This window comes from Vibrio sp. DW001 (assembly GCF_029016285.1).
In the GTDB taxonomy this organism is placed as follows: Bacteria; Pseudomonadota; Gammaproteobacteria; order Enterobacterales; family Vibrionaceae; genus Vibrio.
In genome coordinates this window covers 245,481-258,670 of sequence record NZ_CP091976.1, presented here as the reverse complement: position 1 = coordinate 258,670, position 13,190 = coordinate 245,481, and the positions used below count along the sequence as shown (strand labels likewise).

Genomic DNA, 13,190 nt, shown 5'->3' with positions numbered 1-13,190 from the left:
CTGATTAATAGTTTATAAATAAAAAAGGAAGCGCATTGGCTTCCTTTTTTGGTTGTCTTGTTTTTTATATGAAGATTAACAGCCAGTAGTTTCTAATTCATATGCAGGGGAACCACCTTCATCAATGGCTTGGGTGTATTTTATCCAACAGTTTCCCGATTTCGGTGTTCCGGTGTTATCCGTATCGAATCCGACATAAAGATAGTAAGCACCTTCTTCTTCGGTCACTAAATCACCATCCAGCAAAATAGCTTTGCCAATATCCGTGTTATCTATATAGTTCCAAATGAGATCCCATTCGTCGTCATCTTGGACGTTGTTCTTATTGAGATCAATATAGGTATGACGAGCTAATGACGCACTATCTCGACTTTTTACATAACCGAGCTGAGATTTGGCAAAAACGATATTGTTTACAGACTGCATGCTAGCTTTAACACCGTTTAAAGCGCTAATTCTAGAATCTTGCTGTAGATTTAGGAAACGAGGAGCGGCTGTCACCGCGAGAATACCTAAGACAACAATGACTATCACCAATTCGATGAGAGTAAAACCATTCTTTTTCATGTGAATTATTTATAATTGGAATTACGGCTAATATAATGCGAATAGGTTTTATAATCAATAACTAACCCCACAAATGCGGGGTTAGTTAACATCATTATTAGTCATTAGATTGTTTCAATAATCGAAACGGTTCTAGGAAACTAATTCGTCTTAAAATACCAAATGTGCGACACCTGCGATAACTGGCAAAGTGATGAGTGTTCTCAATATAAATATGATGAAAAGTTCGATAAAGTTAACCGGAATACGGCTACCTAAAAGCAATGCGCCCACTTCTGACATGTAAATAAGCTGAGTAACTGACATAGCGGCAATAACGAACCGGGTAATTTCACTATCTACAGAAGATATAATGATGGCAGGTAAGAACATATCTGCAAAACCAACCATCATAGTTTCTGATGCTGCAGCCGCCTCTGGTATTCCGAGCAACTCTAAATAGGGAACAAACGGCGTCCCCAAAATAGAAAACACTGACGTATATTCTGCGACGATAAGCGCGACGGTACCAAGCCCCATAACAACGGGTAATACACCAAAAACCATGTCAACCGCATTCTCTAGACCATCGTTGACGACTTTCTTAACGCTAGTGACCTGAGATGCTTTGTTTAAAGCAAGCTTTAAACCCCAAGAAAAAGCGTTGTGATTGTCTGGAACGAGGTCGATATCTTTGTCTGGAGCCGAACCGTCGATAAAGATATCTTTCTTGCGGCTTAACGGTGGTAAACGTGGAATGATAATCGCTGCAACAATACCAGCAAGACAGATCGAGCCGTAAAATGGTAGAAAATACGCTTCCAACTTAACCTGAGCCAATACGACGAGACTAAACGTAATCGAGACTGCGGAGAAGGTGGTGCCGACAACTGCGGCTTCTCTTTGAGTATAAAATTTGTTGTCGTATTGCTTACTGGTCAACAAGATACCAACGCTGCCATCACCTAACCAAGAAGCAATACAGTCTATTGCACTTCTACCCGGTAAGTTGAATATCGGTCGCATCACCTTACTGAGTAAGGTGCCCACAAGCTCAAGCAGTCCAAAGTTCAATAAAAGCGGCAATAATAATCCTGCAAAAATGAATACTGAAAAAAGCGTTGGTAGCAGGCCCTCTAATACCAAGCCACCGGTATTCTCTTCCCATACCGCTTTCGGACCTAGATGGTAATAGGTCATGATGACCGCTAAACCACCAATAACTCGAACGATAAGCCATAGTAGAGAGGGGTTAAATAGGCGGTCAAAAAATAAATTGTTCTTAATAAATGAGGGTTTGACGACTCTGTAAAGTAGTGACGCAATGGCCATAAATGAAATAATAATGGTGACGATTGGAATCAAGTATTCATCGAGTAAGGCGATTAAGCCCTTAGCGAGTATCGCCACAGGGATAGTAATGTCACCTTCATAACTGATAGGAGCCATAAATAGAAATAGGCCTAAAAGAGAGGGAATTAAAAAAATCCAAAAGGTGCTATTTCTTTTTTCAAGCTGGTTAGCTTGGGTATTGTTTGGCATCTGAAGTCTCTAAATATTTTGGTGTTGTTCGCCGATGTCCTTGGCATAGTTATTCACTAAATATCCGTATTTAGTCAGAATGGCGCAAGATTAGCGTTTGTTGTCTCGAATTGCAATAGTATTCACTTGTATATGGGTTATATTCAGCAAACACGGTTGTATTTGTCCTTTGGTATGGATAAATATGTTGCATAACCGATACCTCACAACATATCAATTAGGTATGTTTGATCTGAGTTTTATGTCCGTAAGGACCATTCAGTCAAAGTGGTCCATTTCGCAGTCAAACAATATCCATCCACGCTTTCTTTGCTCATAAACAGAAAAACTGGGGCTTGTAAAATCTTGTTCTTTGAATAAACCTAAAGGAACGATGGTGGCATCAGGTACAGCGTTCAGTTTCAGTCTCATCGTAGTTCCACAACGGGGACAAAAGTCATAAGTAACTTGATTTCCAGAATCGGCGATTCTGGAATAGGACACGATTTCGCCATCTAGTACGGTATTTTCGGTCAGATAGCGGGCCTGTACGCCAAACACACTTCCTGTCCGCTTTTGGCATTCAAAGCAGTGGCAGATCGCCGTTCTAATAGGTTCACCCATACAACGAATAGTCACGAGATTGCAGGAACACGACGCAGTGCGAATTATAGACATAGCTTTTTCCTTCAACAGTGATACTTCCAATCTAACGGATTAACAACAATTCTCAAATTAAAACAGTGTTTTGTCTCAATTATGCATACTGTGTCAAAGCGTTGACAATTGTAAAGTTAGTAGCGTACTCCAAGGGAATTGTTATATTATATCAATTGTCATAAAATTGACTTTAGTTCAATGGTGCTCAGCATGCACCTATTGTAGTATAACCCCACTGGAAATGGATGCTCATTTTAAGCTAGCGTTATAGCGCTTTCAGTGGCATATCAATGATAAAAGAACGATTGGATGTATTGTGTTTAGAAAACTATTTTCTCCTGTAAGTTATATTTTTTCTCAGGATGTACCTTTCAAAAAAAGATTGTTCGCGACCCTGTTGCCTTTGGTTGCGGTTATCACGCTGGTAAGCTTAGGTATTGACTCTCGAACCGAAGATAGAAAGTTTGTCCCGATTCAACTCAAAGAAATGCCCACCTACGATAGTGCCGAAACACAAGTGGTACCAGAGGGGCTTGATTCGGCTCCCGACTATAGTTATACCATTCAAAAAGGAGATAATCTCAGCTCCATTTTTGATCAGTTAGGCTTTCCTTATAGCGATTTACTTAAGGTTATGGAGGCAGATCTCAACTATCTGATGTTGGATACGTTAAAGCCCGGAAATCAACTGCTTTTTTGGGGAACGGAAGGACAGAATCACCTTAGTAAGATGATTCTACAATTCAATATTGCTGACAAAGTGCTATATACAAGGCATGAAGATGAGAGCTATCAATTCAAAGATATTTCTGTACCCGGAGAGTGGAAACTAGAACCCTATGTTGGTGAGATACATGGTAGTTTTTCTCAATCTGCAAATAAGGTCGGTGTCGGGAATAACGAGATCGAACAGATCAATACCCTATTGAAGGATAAGCTGAATTTTTCTCGTGATTTGCGAGCGGGTGACCAGTTCGAGATTGTTCAAAATAGGCAGTATGTAGGCGATCAAACGACTGGGAAGAAAGAAGTTCAGGCTATTCGAATACATAATAGAGGACGAACTGTTACGGCTTTTTTACACACAGATGGTCAGTATTATGATAAAGACGGTAAGAGTTTACAAAGAGCATTCCAAAGGTATCCGACGGGTAAAAGGTATAGAATTTCTTCTTCATTTAATCCCAATCGAAAACACCCAGTAACTGGTCGAACATCGCCTCACAATGGCACCGATTTCGCGACCCCTATCGGTACACCTGTTTATTCTACAGGGGATGGTAAAGTTATACTGACTCGAAACCACCCATATGCAGGTAAGTACATCGTCATTCAGCATGGCAGTAGCTACAAAACTCGTTATCTACACTTGAGTAGAATATTGGTGAAAAAAGGCCAGGCGATTTCTCGAGGACAGAAGATTGCACTATCTGGAAATACTGGGCGTTCAACGGGCCCACATTTGCATTATGAATTTATGATCCGAAATAAAGCGGTTAATGCAATGAAGGCGAAGATACCTATGGCGAGTTCGGTGCCTAAAAAAGAGATGGCGGAATTTAAGGTTAGGATAGCTGAATACAATGAGTTGCTAGGTCAGCAGTTTTTAGTCAGTACCATCAAGTAAGTCGATAATCTAAATGATCTTAAAAAGAACTGGCCTAAGGTTGGTTCTTTTTTCATTGTCACATACAATCAACGCAATTCTATAAATAGAGATTAGAACATGCTTCAAAATGAATTTGAGAACCTAGTTAATGTACTTTGTGAGCTAGAGAATCTACCTCAGGTATTAGAACACCTGAAAAGTAGTGAAGATGAAGAGATAGCAGAGGCTGCCGAATCATTATCAGGACAGTTTTCTTTGGCCGACGTCGATGGTGAGAAACGTATCTATCACGTGACATTGCAAGAGAATGATACCGGTGATGAACAGGAATTTGTAGAGCATGTGATGAATGAAGGCGATCATGTTGTTAATTTTGTTGCTTGGTTCTTTTTTGCTATGTTTGATGTTAAGCACAAAGAGACGTTTCAAGCTGCGGGTAAGACTTACAAGCAGCCTAAACGTAGCTGATTTGAATTTCGGTTAATAAAAAAGCGCGCTATAATAAGCGCGCAAAAAGCAGAGAATACTCAGCAATATAGAGTTGCTGACATTGAGAACGCTATCTCATCTTAAAAATCTCTTTATGAAATCTTTCCTCTGGTAATCCCGTCAACGCTAAGTGTTGTTGTAGGTTTTGACCAAACACTTTCGGACCACAAAAGCTCACATCGTATTTTTTGCCAGCCATTTTCGATGCAATCTGATCGCCATTTAGCAATTCACCTTTTTCCGCATCGAGCAGGTGCAACTCAATAAAACTTAGATGACTTAATACCTTGACTATCTCACTTTCAAAAAAGGCTTCTTTTTTGCTATTCACACAATAGAAGAGTTCAATTTTCTTAAATGAAGGTTGAGTCTTGTTCGATGTGCGTTTTAGCCAATATAAGCGAGAAATAAACGGCACAATACCAATACCAGCACCGACCCAAACTTGATGATCATGACCTGACATCTGGAAGCGGCCATAGCAGCCTTCAATTGTCACGGCTTGGCCTGTTTCTAATTTGTTGACGAGTTGATGAGTGTAATCCCCAAGGTCTTTGATACCAAATGAAACGAGTCGGTTGTCTTTGTCATAATCTAATATGGAGAACGGATGGGGATCTTCACCATCATGGAAATCTAGATAGGCGAACTGGCCTTCGTTATAGTTTATTTCGTTGTTGAGTTGTACCGAAAAACGAACCACAGAGTGGCTGTCGTTTGTAATCGAAAATTGGGTGACTTCAGATACACGGCCTTTTGTCTTATTGATCTTTCCGATTTTACCAGTAAGTGACATAAAGGAGCACCACACACCGATAATCGATAAAGCCGTAATAGCACCGTTCATTGGGATAGAAGCGATATCCCAGTTGAGCAACATCATAGAGTGGAATACTCCAGCAAAAACCAGTATGCCACCCAGTTTGTGAGTAAATTTGAATTTTTTATAGCTTACGGCTTGTACTAGGGAAATCAGGCTAAATATTAGGAAGACTTTAAACGAAACATCACCGACTTGTTCTGCAATTCCGCGCCAGTCAATGCCTTCTAATGCTGGTCGTGGGCCGCGGTTTGGCATTGCTATTAGTTGAGCATCAATAAGCCAGTGAGCACTTTTTACGGTAACCCAATGTAGAATCAACGCAATTGTGGCGCCTATGCCTAATGTTTTATGCAGCGCATAGCCTTTATCTAAACCTTTTACCTTAGATTCAACCCAACTAAAACGTGCAGCAAGCAATACGGCCAGACTCATATAACCTAGACTCAGTATCCCGGTATACATAGTTAATTGTGATCGCCAGAAGAAAAAGTCACCAAATTTGTTGTAGCCGACAAGCAAGGCTGGTAGCCAAAGAAGGGTAAGTAGAGCTGTGAATTTAAGCATAGTGTGTTGACCAAAGTGAGTAAACGGTACGAATGTATGTATAAGCACATCATAGGGCCTAGCCGATTAAATGACAGTTTCTTTACGCGACTTTATCTTACTTTACAATTATTTACAGAATGAAAAAAGCGCCGAGATAGGCGCTTAAATAGGACGATGAAATAGGGATTAGATTTGTGGCTTAATTGACGGTTATGACTGCATCGGCTATCAACTTACCGAGTTCTTCCCATTTGCCCTCATCAACCAATTTGGTAGGGACCATCCACGTACCACCGCAAGCAAGTACGGATGGAATAGACAAATACTCACCTATATTGTCAACGCTAACACCACCAGTTGGCATAAACTTGACTGGATAGACCGCGGTTAGTGCTTTTAGCATCCCTGTGCCACCAGAAGCTTCTGCAGGGAAAAATTTTAGAGTGCGCAATCCCATATCCATGGCTTGCTCAACCAAACTAGGGCTGTTTACTCCTGGAATTATGGTCACTTTCTTATCTAAGCAATATTGAACAGTACGAGGGTTGAACCCTGGGCTAACGATAAAGTCGACACCCGCTTCTATCGCTTCATCTACCTGCGCGTTGGTCAGAATTGTCCCCGCACCAATCAACATCTTGGGAAATTCTTTGCGCATTAGTGCAATAGCCTCTGCTGCGCATTCCGTTCTAAATGTGATTTCTGCGCATGGCATACCGTTTTCAACCAGAACGCGGCCTAATGGAATAGCGTCTGCAGCTTTGTTTATTGCAATGACGGGTATTACTTTTAAAGCAGCTAATTGTTCGTTTAACGTTGTCATTTGTTCACCTAATTAATCGAGTTCTATAGAGGGCATGGCCTCTGCTGGGATAATAGCGCCAGGATATTGAATGACAGTTCCTGCCACTTTATGTGCGATTTCTGCGGACTTAACGGCTGTGCCGCCGATAAATCGTTTTGCCAAATAGCCGCCACTAAAGGAGTCTCCCGCGGCGGTAGTATCAACAACGTTAGACACCGTCGTTGCCGCTACGTATTCTGCTGTACCATCAGTGATGACCAGACACGCCTTATTGCCTCGCTTTATAACTATTTCTTTTACACCTGCTTTTGTCGTTCTAGAGATACAATCATCTAAATCTTGATCACCATAAAGATCTTGGTCGTCATCAAAAGTGAGTAGAGCGATGTCTGTTTTATGCAGCATTGACATATAGTTTTCTATCGCTGTAACCTTGTCTTTCCAGAGCTTTGGTCGATAGTTGTTGTCAAAAATAACTTTCCCACCACTCTCTCTGAAACGGTCTAAGAATGTAAACATCACTTCTCGTCCACTATCGGTTAAGATAGCCAGCGTAATTCCACTTAAGTAGATAGCGTCATAGCTATATAGCTTGTCGAGTAGAGTTTTTGATTCTATTTGATCAAAGATGTATTTAGCTGCGGCATCGTTTCTCCAATAATGGAAGTATCTTTCACCAGTGTCATCGGTTTCTATATAGTAAAGACCCGGTTGTTTATCTTCCAAACGTAGAATCAAGCTTGTGTCGATACCTTCGCTATTCCATTGGTCAATCATGTCCTGACTAAAAGGGTCGTTACCAAGGGCGGTAACGTAGCTCACATTGATAGAATGTTCTCTAGTTAAACGTGTTAGATATAAGGCGGTATTGAGTGTGTCTCCACCAAAAGCCCGTTTAAGAAGGTTTTTGGGTTGCTGTTGCAGCTCGACCATACATTCACCCAAAACGGCAATGTTTAAAGATGCCATAGAATGCCTTATTTATTAGTAAGAAAATCTTCACGTAAGGGTGAAAATAGGTCAAATAGGATACTGTTATCTTCAAGTGCGACGGCGCCATGAATAGAATTTTTAGGAGCGATATACGCATCACCAGCAGTTAAAATGCATTTTTCCCCGTCTACTTCTGCTTCAAAACTGCCTGCAACGACATAACCAATTTGATCGTGAATGTCGTGGGAGTGAGGAGCACCTATTGCGCCCTTGTCAAAGTTTAGGTGGACAGCCATGAGGTCGTCAGTGTATCCGACTATTTTACGCTTGATGCCTCCACCTAGTTCTTCCCATTCATTTTCGGAAATTTTAAAAAAACGGTTCATACTTAACTCTCCTAAGAAATGCCTAAACAATGTTCTATATTCTATAGCAACATCATACTACTCAAAAGACATATTGTCATACAAATAGCTGCCATATTTGTGATATTAACCAGATATAATTAGTTATATACTGCATTATCAATAGTTTATAATATTAACTAGGTGCTGAAAGTGCCATATTCATGACATAAATGGATAATATTAGTGTGATTTATATCGTCATTTCATAAGAATAACGAGACTTTTTGATTCAATTGTATTACTTTATACTTATATTTTGATGGGAATTTTAGGTTTTAGTGCTTATACGATGTTTGTCCTGATGTTGAGCTCGAGCCAGAAACGATAGAGGATAATAATGAACGCCATTACCCAACCAATATTACTGAATGAAGTAGAAATAGTTGAATTACGAAAAGAGGTAGGACGTGATAGCTTAATGGGGAAAACCATCGCAGCTAATATAGGTGAACTAGAGGCGTTTATGCAGCTCGACTCAGATGTTCCCGGTCATGGTGAAGCTGGTGGTTACGAACATAACCGCCATAAGCAAAACTACACCTATATGAACCTTGCAGGACGTCTTTTCCTCATTACAGAAGAGAAAAAATACGCCGACTTTGTGACTGAATTACTGGCGTTGTATGCAGACAAATATCTCACTTTCAATTATCACGTTCAGAAAAACACCAATCCAACAGGACGCTTGTTTCATCAAATTTTGAATGAACACGTTTGGTTGTTTTATACCAGTATCGCCTTTTCGTGTGTTGCTTCAACGATGAATGAAGAGCAACGTCAACATATCATTGACCGACTCTTTGACCCGATGTTAGAAATGTTCACGATAAAATATGCACATGACTTCGATCGTATACATAACCATGGTATTTGGGCCGTTGCCGCTGTTGGTATATGTGGACTAGCGATTGGTAAAACCGAGTATCTGCAAAAGTCAGTATTTGGTATCGATAACGATGGAACTGGCGGCTTTTTAGCTCAAATTTCTCAATTGTTTGCCCCATCTGGTTACTATATGGAAGGCCCGTATTATCACCGCTATGCGATACGTCCAACGTGTGTGTTTGCAGAAGTATTGCATCGTCATATGCCAGAATTGGATATCTTCAATTATAAAGATGGTGTTATTGGTAATACGGTACAAGCTCTACTTTCAACCGCTTATCCAAATGGGGACTTCCCAGCGCTTAATGATGCCTCTCGTACGATGGGTATTACGGACATGGGCGTTCAAGTTGCGGTTAGTCAATATGCAAAACATTACGGTTTGGATGATAATCTCGTCGGCATGGCCAAAATTCAGAATAGAGTCTGGATGCATTCTTGTGGTTTAGAGCTGTCTCGTGCTTTAGAAAAAGCTGAGAGTATTGGTATGCCGTTTTGGCCAAGTGTAGAATTGAATGAAGGCCCTGATGGAGACAAAGGAGCACAAGGCTTTGTCCGTATGCAAGACAAAACCAAAGATGTGTTCCAGTTGTGTATGAACTATGGCCAACACGGAATGGGTCATGGCCACTTTGATACGCTTGGTATTACCTATTTTAACCGTGGACAGGAAGTATTGCGCGAATATGGCTTTGGTCGTTGGGTTAACGTTGAACCAAAATTTGGTGGCCGTTATTTAGACGAGAACAAGTCGTACTCTCGACAAACGATTGCACATAATGTGGTGACAATAGATGAGACCTGCCAAAATTATTTTGATGTAGAGCGTGCCGACGGTATTCATGGAAAACCGCATTTCTTCAGTGTAGAGAATACCTTTCTTAAGGGAATGAGTGCGTTTGCTAATGACCACTATGACAATACTCAGATGCAACGCAGTGTCTTTATGCTGCAAACTGACGAATTAGAAGCGCCACTGCTTATCGACCTTTATCGAATCAATTCGGAAGGTCAACACCAATATGACCTTGCACAACAATATAACGGTCAAATTGTTCGTACTAACTTTGAATACACAAGCGCGGAAGAACTTGACACCTTGGGTGATAAGTACGGTTATGACCACTTGTGGGATGTCGCCCGCGGAAAGACCGATGGGACAGCATTAGTGAGTTGGTTGCAGGGTAACACCTATTACACATGGCTCGGTACAAGTTCTAATGAACACGATGAGGTGATATTCACCCGTAGTGGCGCAAACGACCCTAGCTTCAATCTTAGAAGTGAAACAAGTTTCATTTTACGTTCAAACGGTGAATCAACATTATTTGCTTCTGTATTAGAGACGCATGGTTACTTCAATGAAGAGTTCGAGCAATCTGTAAATGCTAGAGGCAAGATTCGAGGTGTCAATGTGGTTGGTTTTAACGGTGAAAGTTCTGTTATCGAAATTATGACGGATAAAACTCGACTCACCTTTATGCTCTGCAATGAAAAAGGTTTCGACGAAAACGCGACGCATACTATCACTATAAAAGACAAAACTTACAGTTGGTCAGGTTACTTTGCTGTTAAACAGGAGACACTATAATGAGCTATCAACCCTTACTGTTAAGCTTCGAAGAGGCGGCTGAATTAAGTAAAGATCTAGGCAAGGACACGTTATTAGGTAAAGCACTTGATCGCGATATTGCACTCGTTGAGTCTTATGTTAATGAAGTAGGAATAGAGGTGCCAGGGCACGGTGAAGCAGGTGGTTACGAACATAATCGCCATAAGCAAAACTATATTCATATGGATTTAGCCGGTCGTCTTTTCCTCATCACTCAGGATGACAAATACCGTGACTACATTGTTGAAATGCTCACGGCTTACGCGACGGTATATCCAACATTAAAAAGCAATGTAAGTCGAGATAGTAATCCACCGGGTCGTTTGTTCCACCAAACTCTGAATGAAAATATGTGGATGCTATATGCATCTTGTGCATATAGCTGTGTATTTCACACGTTAGCGGAAGAAACGAAACGTCAGTTAGAAGATGATCTCTTTAAACAGATGATTGATATGTTTGTTGTCACCTATGCACATGATTTTGACATCGTCCATAATCATGGCTTATGGGCAGTGGCCGCGGTCGGTATTTGTGGTTATGCGATAAACGATCAATCGGCGGTAGACAAAGCGCTATATGGCTTAAAAATGGACAGAGAGAGTGGTGGTTTTCTCGCGCAATTAGACCAGTTATTCTCACCAGATGGTTACTACATGGAAGGGCCGTATTATCACCGTTTTTCCTTACGTCCAATATTCTTGTTTGCGGAAGCGATTGAACGTCGTCAACCAGACTTGGATATCTACCATTATAATGATTCAGTTATTAAAACAACGACTTATTCAGTGATGGCGACAGCGTTTCCAGACGGCACATTGCCAGCGTTAAATGATTCATCTAAAACAATTAGTATCAATGATGAAGGCGTTATTATCGCAACAAGCGTCTGTTTTCAACGCTATGAACAAAGCGATACGCTACAAAGTATGGCCAACCATCAACAAGATGTTTGGGTTCATGCATGTGGTCAAAACCTGTCTAATTCAGTAGCAGAAGCAACAGATATCGAACCATTCAGTTGGGGAAGCTTGTTTCTTACTGATGGACCAGAAGGTGATAAAGGTGGAGTGACCATTCTTCGCCACCGCGATAAGAGAGATGACGATACCATGGCGTTATTATGGTTTGGTCAACACGGGAGTGATCATCAATATCACTCAGCACTCGATCATGGGCATTACGACGGCTTGCATTTAAGCGTGTTTAATCGTGGTCAAGAGGTACTGAATGACTATGGTTTTGGCCGCTGGGTAAATGTAGAACCAAAATTTGGTGGGCGTTATATCCCAGAAAACAAATCATATTGTAAGCAAACCGTCGCGCACAATACGGTTACAGTCGATCAAAAAACACAGAACAATTTTGATACGGCTACGGCTGAATCACGTTTTGGTCAAAAGCATTTCTTTGTGACTGAAGACGAGTCTCTTCAAGGGATGAGCGGAACGATATCGGAGTATTACGACGGCATTGATATGCAACGCAGTATTTTGTTGGTCGAATTACCTGAGTTTGAAAAACCATTGGTCATTGATGTTTATAGAATAGTAGCAGACAGAGAGCATCAATATGACTTACCAGTCCACTACAATGGTCAAATAATTCGTACCGATTTTGAATACGAGGTTGCGTCTAAGTTACGTCCTTTGGGTAAAGATAATGGTTACGAACACTTGTGGAATGTGGGCAAAGGCCGTGTTGATGCAGGTTCGCTAATCACATGGTTACAAGGTGACAGCTACTATTCATTGGTTACTTCTGGTTGCGATAATGCGGAACTCATTTTTGCTCGTACTGGCGCAAAAGATCATGATTTTAACTTACGTAGCGAACCCGCTCTGATTCAACGTCAGAGTGGTCAAAACCATGTGTTTGCCTCTGTACTCGAAACACATGGTTATTTTAATGAGTCAATCGAAGCCTCGCTCGGAGCTCGAGGTTTGGTGGTATCGGTTGAAGTGCTAGGACATAACGATAAGGCTACAGTAGTGAATATTAAAACCATCACTGGAAAAAGTTATCGCTATGCAATATCTAACCTAGCCGAAGAACATCACGCAACGAAACAGAGTATTTCGTTTGGTGGTGAGGTTTTCGAATGGCAAGGTCCATTCGCACTAGTATAGCCTGTCTTTAAACATTCCAAGCCGAGCACATCATTGCTCGGCTTTTTTTCGCCCAAAATTTTGATCTCATATCAAATGAGAGATTCTTGATAAGAAATCTAAGTAAAGCTCAGCCAGTTTGAGAGCAATATGAATGTGGACACATTTACTAACCGACAGCTATTTGTCGATAATACAACGAGATAGCTTAACTATTCTCGTCTTTGCAAAGAGGAGAGAGTACAT

Annotated in this window: 11 protein-coding genes; 4 read left to right on the top strand and 7 right to left on the bottom strand. The window is 41.0% G+C overall.

Translation table 11 applies throughout. The features are described 5' to 3' along the window. Positions 1-75: 75 nt before the first annotated feature. The 3 genes from L3V77_RS18510 to L3V77_RS18500 form a co-directional block, all read right to left on the bottom strand. Positions 76-567, bottom strand: a complete 492-nt coding sequence (locus L3V77_RS18510) for a type II secretion system protein (RefSeq protein ID WP_275137729.1) — start codon at positions 565-567, stop codon at positions 76-78. Between the two features lie 150 nt (positions 568-717). Beyond that, positions 718-2,088, bottom strand: a complete 1,371-nt coding sequence (locus L3V77_RS18505) for a YjiH family protein (protein WP_275137728.1) — start codon at positions 2,086-2,088, stop codon at positions 718-720. 258 nt (positions 2,089-2,346) lie between these two features. Further along, positions 2,347-2,745 carry a GFA family protein gene (locus L3V77_RS18500; RefSeq protein WP_275137727.1) on the bottom strand — a complete coding sequence of 133 codons (399 nt, stop codon included), beginning with the start codon at positions 2,743-2,745 and terminating at the stop codon, positions 2,347-2,349. 298 nt (positions 2,746-3,043) lie between these two features. On the opposite strand from L3V77_RS18500, the gene L3V77_RS18495 reads away from it, so the two are divergent. Both L3V77_RS18495 and L3V77_RS18490 read left to right on the top strand, forming a co-directional pair. Further along, positions 3,044-4,354: a peptidoglycan DD-metalloendopeptidase family protein gene (locus tag L3V77_RS18495; RefSeq protein ID WP_275137726.1), complete on the top strand. Its 1,311-nt coding sequence runs from the start codon at positions 3,044-3,046 to the stop codon at positions 4,352-4,354. Between the two features lie 99 nt (positions 4,355-4,453). Next, entirely contained in the window at positions 4,454-4,804 is a 351-nt protein-coding gene (locus L3V77_RS18490; protein WP_275137725.1) for a hypothetical protein, read from the top strand. 91 nt (positions 4,805-4,895) lie between these two features. Here L3V77_RS18490 and L3V77_RS18485 read toward each other — a convergent pair whose 3' ends face one another. The 4 genes from L3V77_RS18485 to L3V77_RS18470 form a co-directional block, all read right to left on the bottom strand. Further along, complete coding sequence (locus L3V77_RS18485) at positions 4,896-6,212, bottom strand: ferric reductase-like transmembrane domain-containing protein (RefSeq protein ID WP_275137724.1); 1,317 nt, start codon at positions 6,210-6,212, stop codon at positions 4,896-4,898. Between the two features lie 181 nt (positions 6,213-6,393). Further along, positions 6,394-7,017: a bifunctional 4-hydroxy-2-oxoglutarate aldolase/2-dehydro-3-deoxy-phosphogluconate aldolase gene (locus L3V77_RS18480; protein ID WP_275137723.1), complete on the bottom strand. Its 624-nt coding sequence runs from the start codon at positions 7,015-7,017 to the stop codon at positions 6,394-6,396. 12 nt (positions 7,018-7,029) lie between these two features. Continuing rightward, complete coding sequence (locus L3V77_RS18475; RefSeq protein WP_275137722.1) at positions 7,030-7,968, bottom strand: sugar kinase; 939 nt, start codon at positions 7,966-7,968, stop codon at positions 7,030-7,032. A gap of 8 nt (positions 7,969-7,976) precedes the next feature. Continuing rightward, on the bottom strand, positions 7,977-8,318 hold the full coding sequence (locus tag L3V77_RS18470; protein ID WP_275137721.1) for a cupin domain-containing protein: 342 nt from the start codon (positions 8,316-8,318) through the stop codon (positions 7,977-7,979). 358 nt (positions 8,319-8,676) lie between these two features. Here L3V77_RS18470 and L3V77_RS18465 point away from each other — a divergent pair, with 358 nt between their 5' ends. Together L3V77_RS18465 and L3V77_RS18460 are read left to right on the top strand one after the other, a co-directional pair. Then, positions 8,677-10,815 (top strand): heparinase II/III family protein, encoded by a 2,139-nt coding sequence (locus L3V77_RS18465; protein ID WP_275137720.1) that lies wholly within the window; start codon positions 8,677-8,679, stop codon positions 10,813-10,815. Further along, positions 10,815-12,965: a heparinase II/III family protein gene (locus L3V77_RS18460; protein WP_275137719.1), complete on the top strand. Its 2,151-nt coding sequence runs from the start codon at positions 10,815-10,817 to the stop codon at positions 12,963-12,965. The genes L3V77_RS18465 and L3V77_RS18460 overlap by 1 nt, the downstream gene beginning before the upstream one ends. Positions 12,966-13,190: the final 225 nt, after the last annotated feature.

What these genes read in the sequence shown, in the direction of transcription:
- L3V77_RS18510 (WP_275137729.1), bottom strand. Translation starts at nt 567, where the DNA reads ATGAAAAAGAATGGTTTTACTCTCATCGAATTGGTGATAGTCATTGTT.
- L3V77_RS18505 (WP_275137728.1), bottom strand. Translation starts at nt 2,088, where the DNA reads ATGCCAAACAATACCCAAGCTAACCAGCTTGAAAAAAGAAATAGCACC.
- L3V77_RS18500 (WP_275137727.1), bottom strand. Translation starts at nt 2,745, where the DNA reads ATGTCTATAATTCGCACTGCGTCGTGTTCCTGCAATCTCGTGACTATT.
- L3V77_RS18490 (WP_275137725.1), top strand. Translation starts at nt 4,454, where the DNA reads ATGCTTCAAAATGAATTTGAGAACCTAGTTAATGTACTTTGTGAGCTA.
- L3V77_RS18485 (WP_275137724.1), bottom strand. Translation starts at nt 6,212, where the DNA reads ATGCTTAAATTCACAGCTCTACTTACCCTTCTTTGGCTACCAGCCTTG.
- L3V77_RS18480 (WP_275137723.1), bottom strand. Translation starts at nt 7,017, where the DNA reads ATGACAACGTTAAACGAACAATTAGCTGCTTTAAAAGTAATACCCGTC.
- L3V77_RS18475 (WP_275137722.1), bottom strand. Translation starts at nt 7,968, where the DNA reads ATGGCATCTTTAAACATTGCCGTTTTGGGTGAATGTATGGTCGAGCTG.
- L3V77_RS18470 (WP_275137721.1), bottom strand. Translation starts at nt 8,318, where the DNA reads ATGAACCGTTTTTTTAAAATTTCCGAAAATGAATGGGAAGAACTAGGT.
- L3V77_RS18465 (WP_275137720.1), top strand. Translation starts at nt 8,677, where the DNA reads ATGAACGCCATTACCCAACCAATATTACTGAATGAAGTAGAAATAGTT.
- L3V77_RS18460 (WP_275137719.1), top strand. Translation starts at nt 10,815, where the DNA reads ATGAGCTATCAACCCTTACTGTTAAGCTTCGAAGAGGCGGCTGAATTA.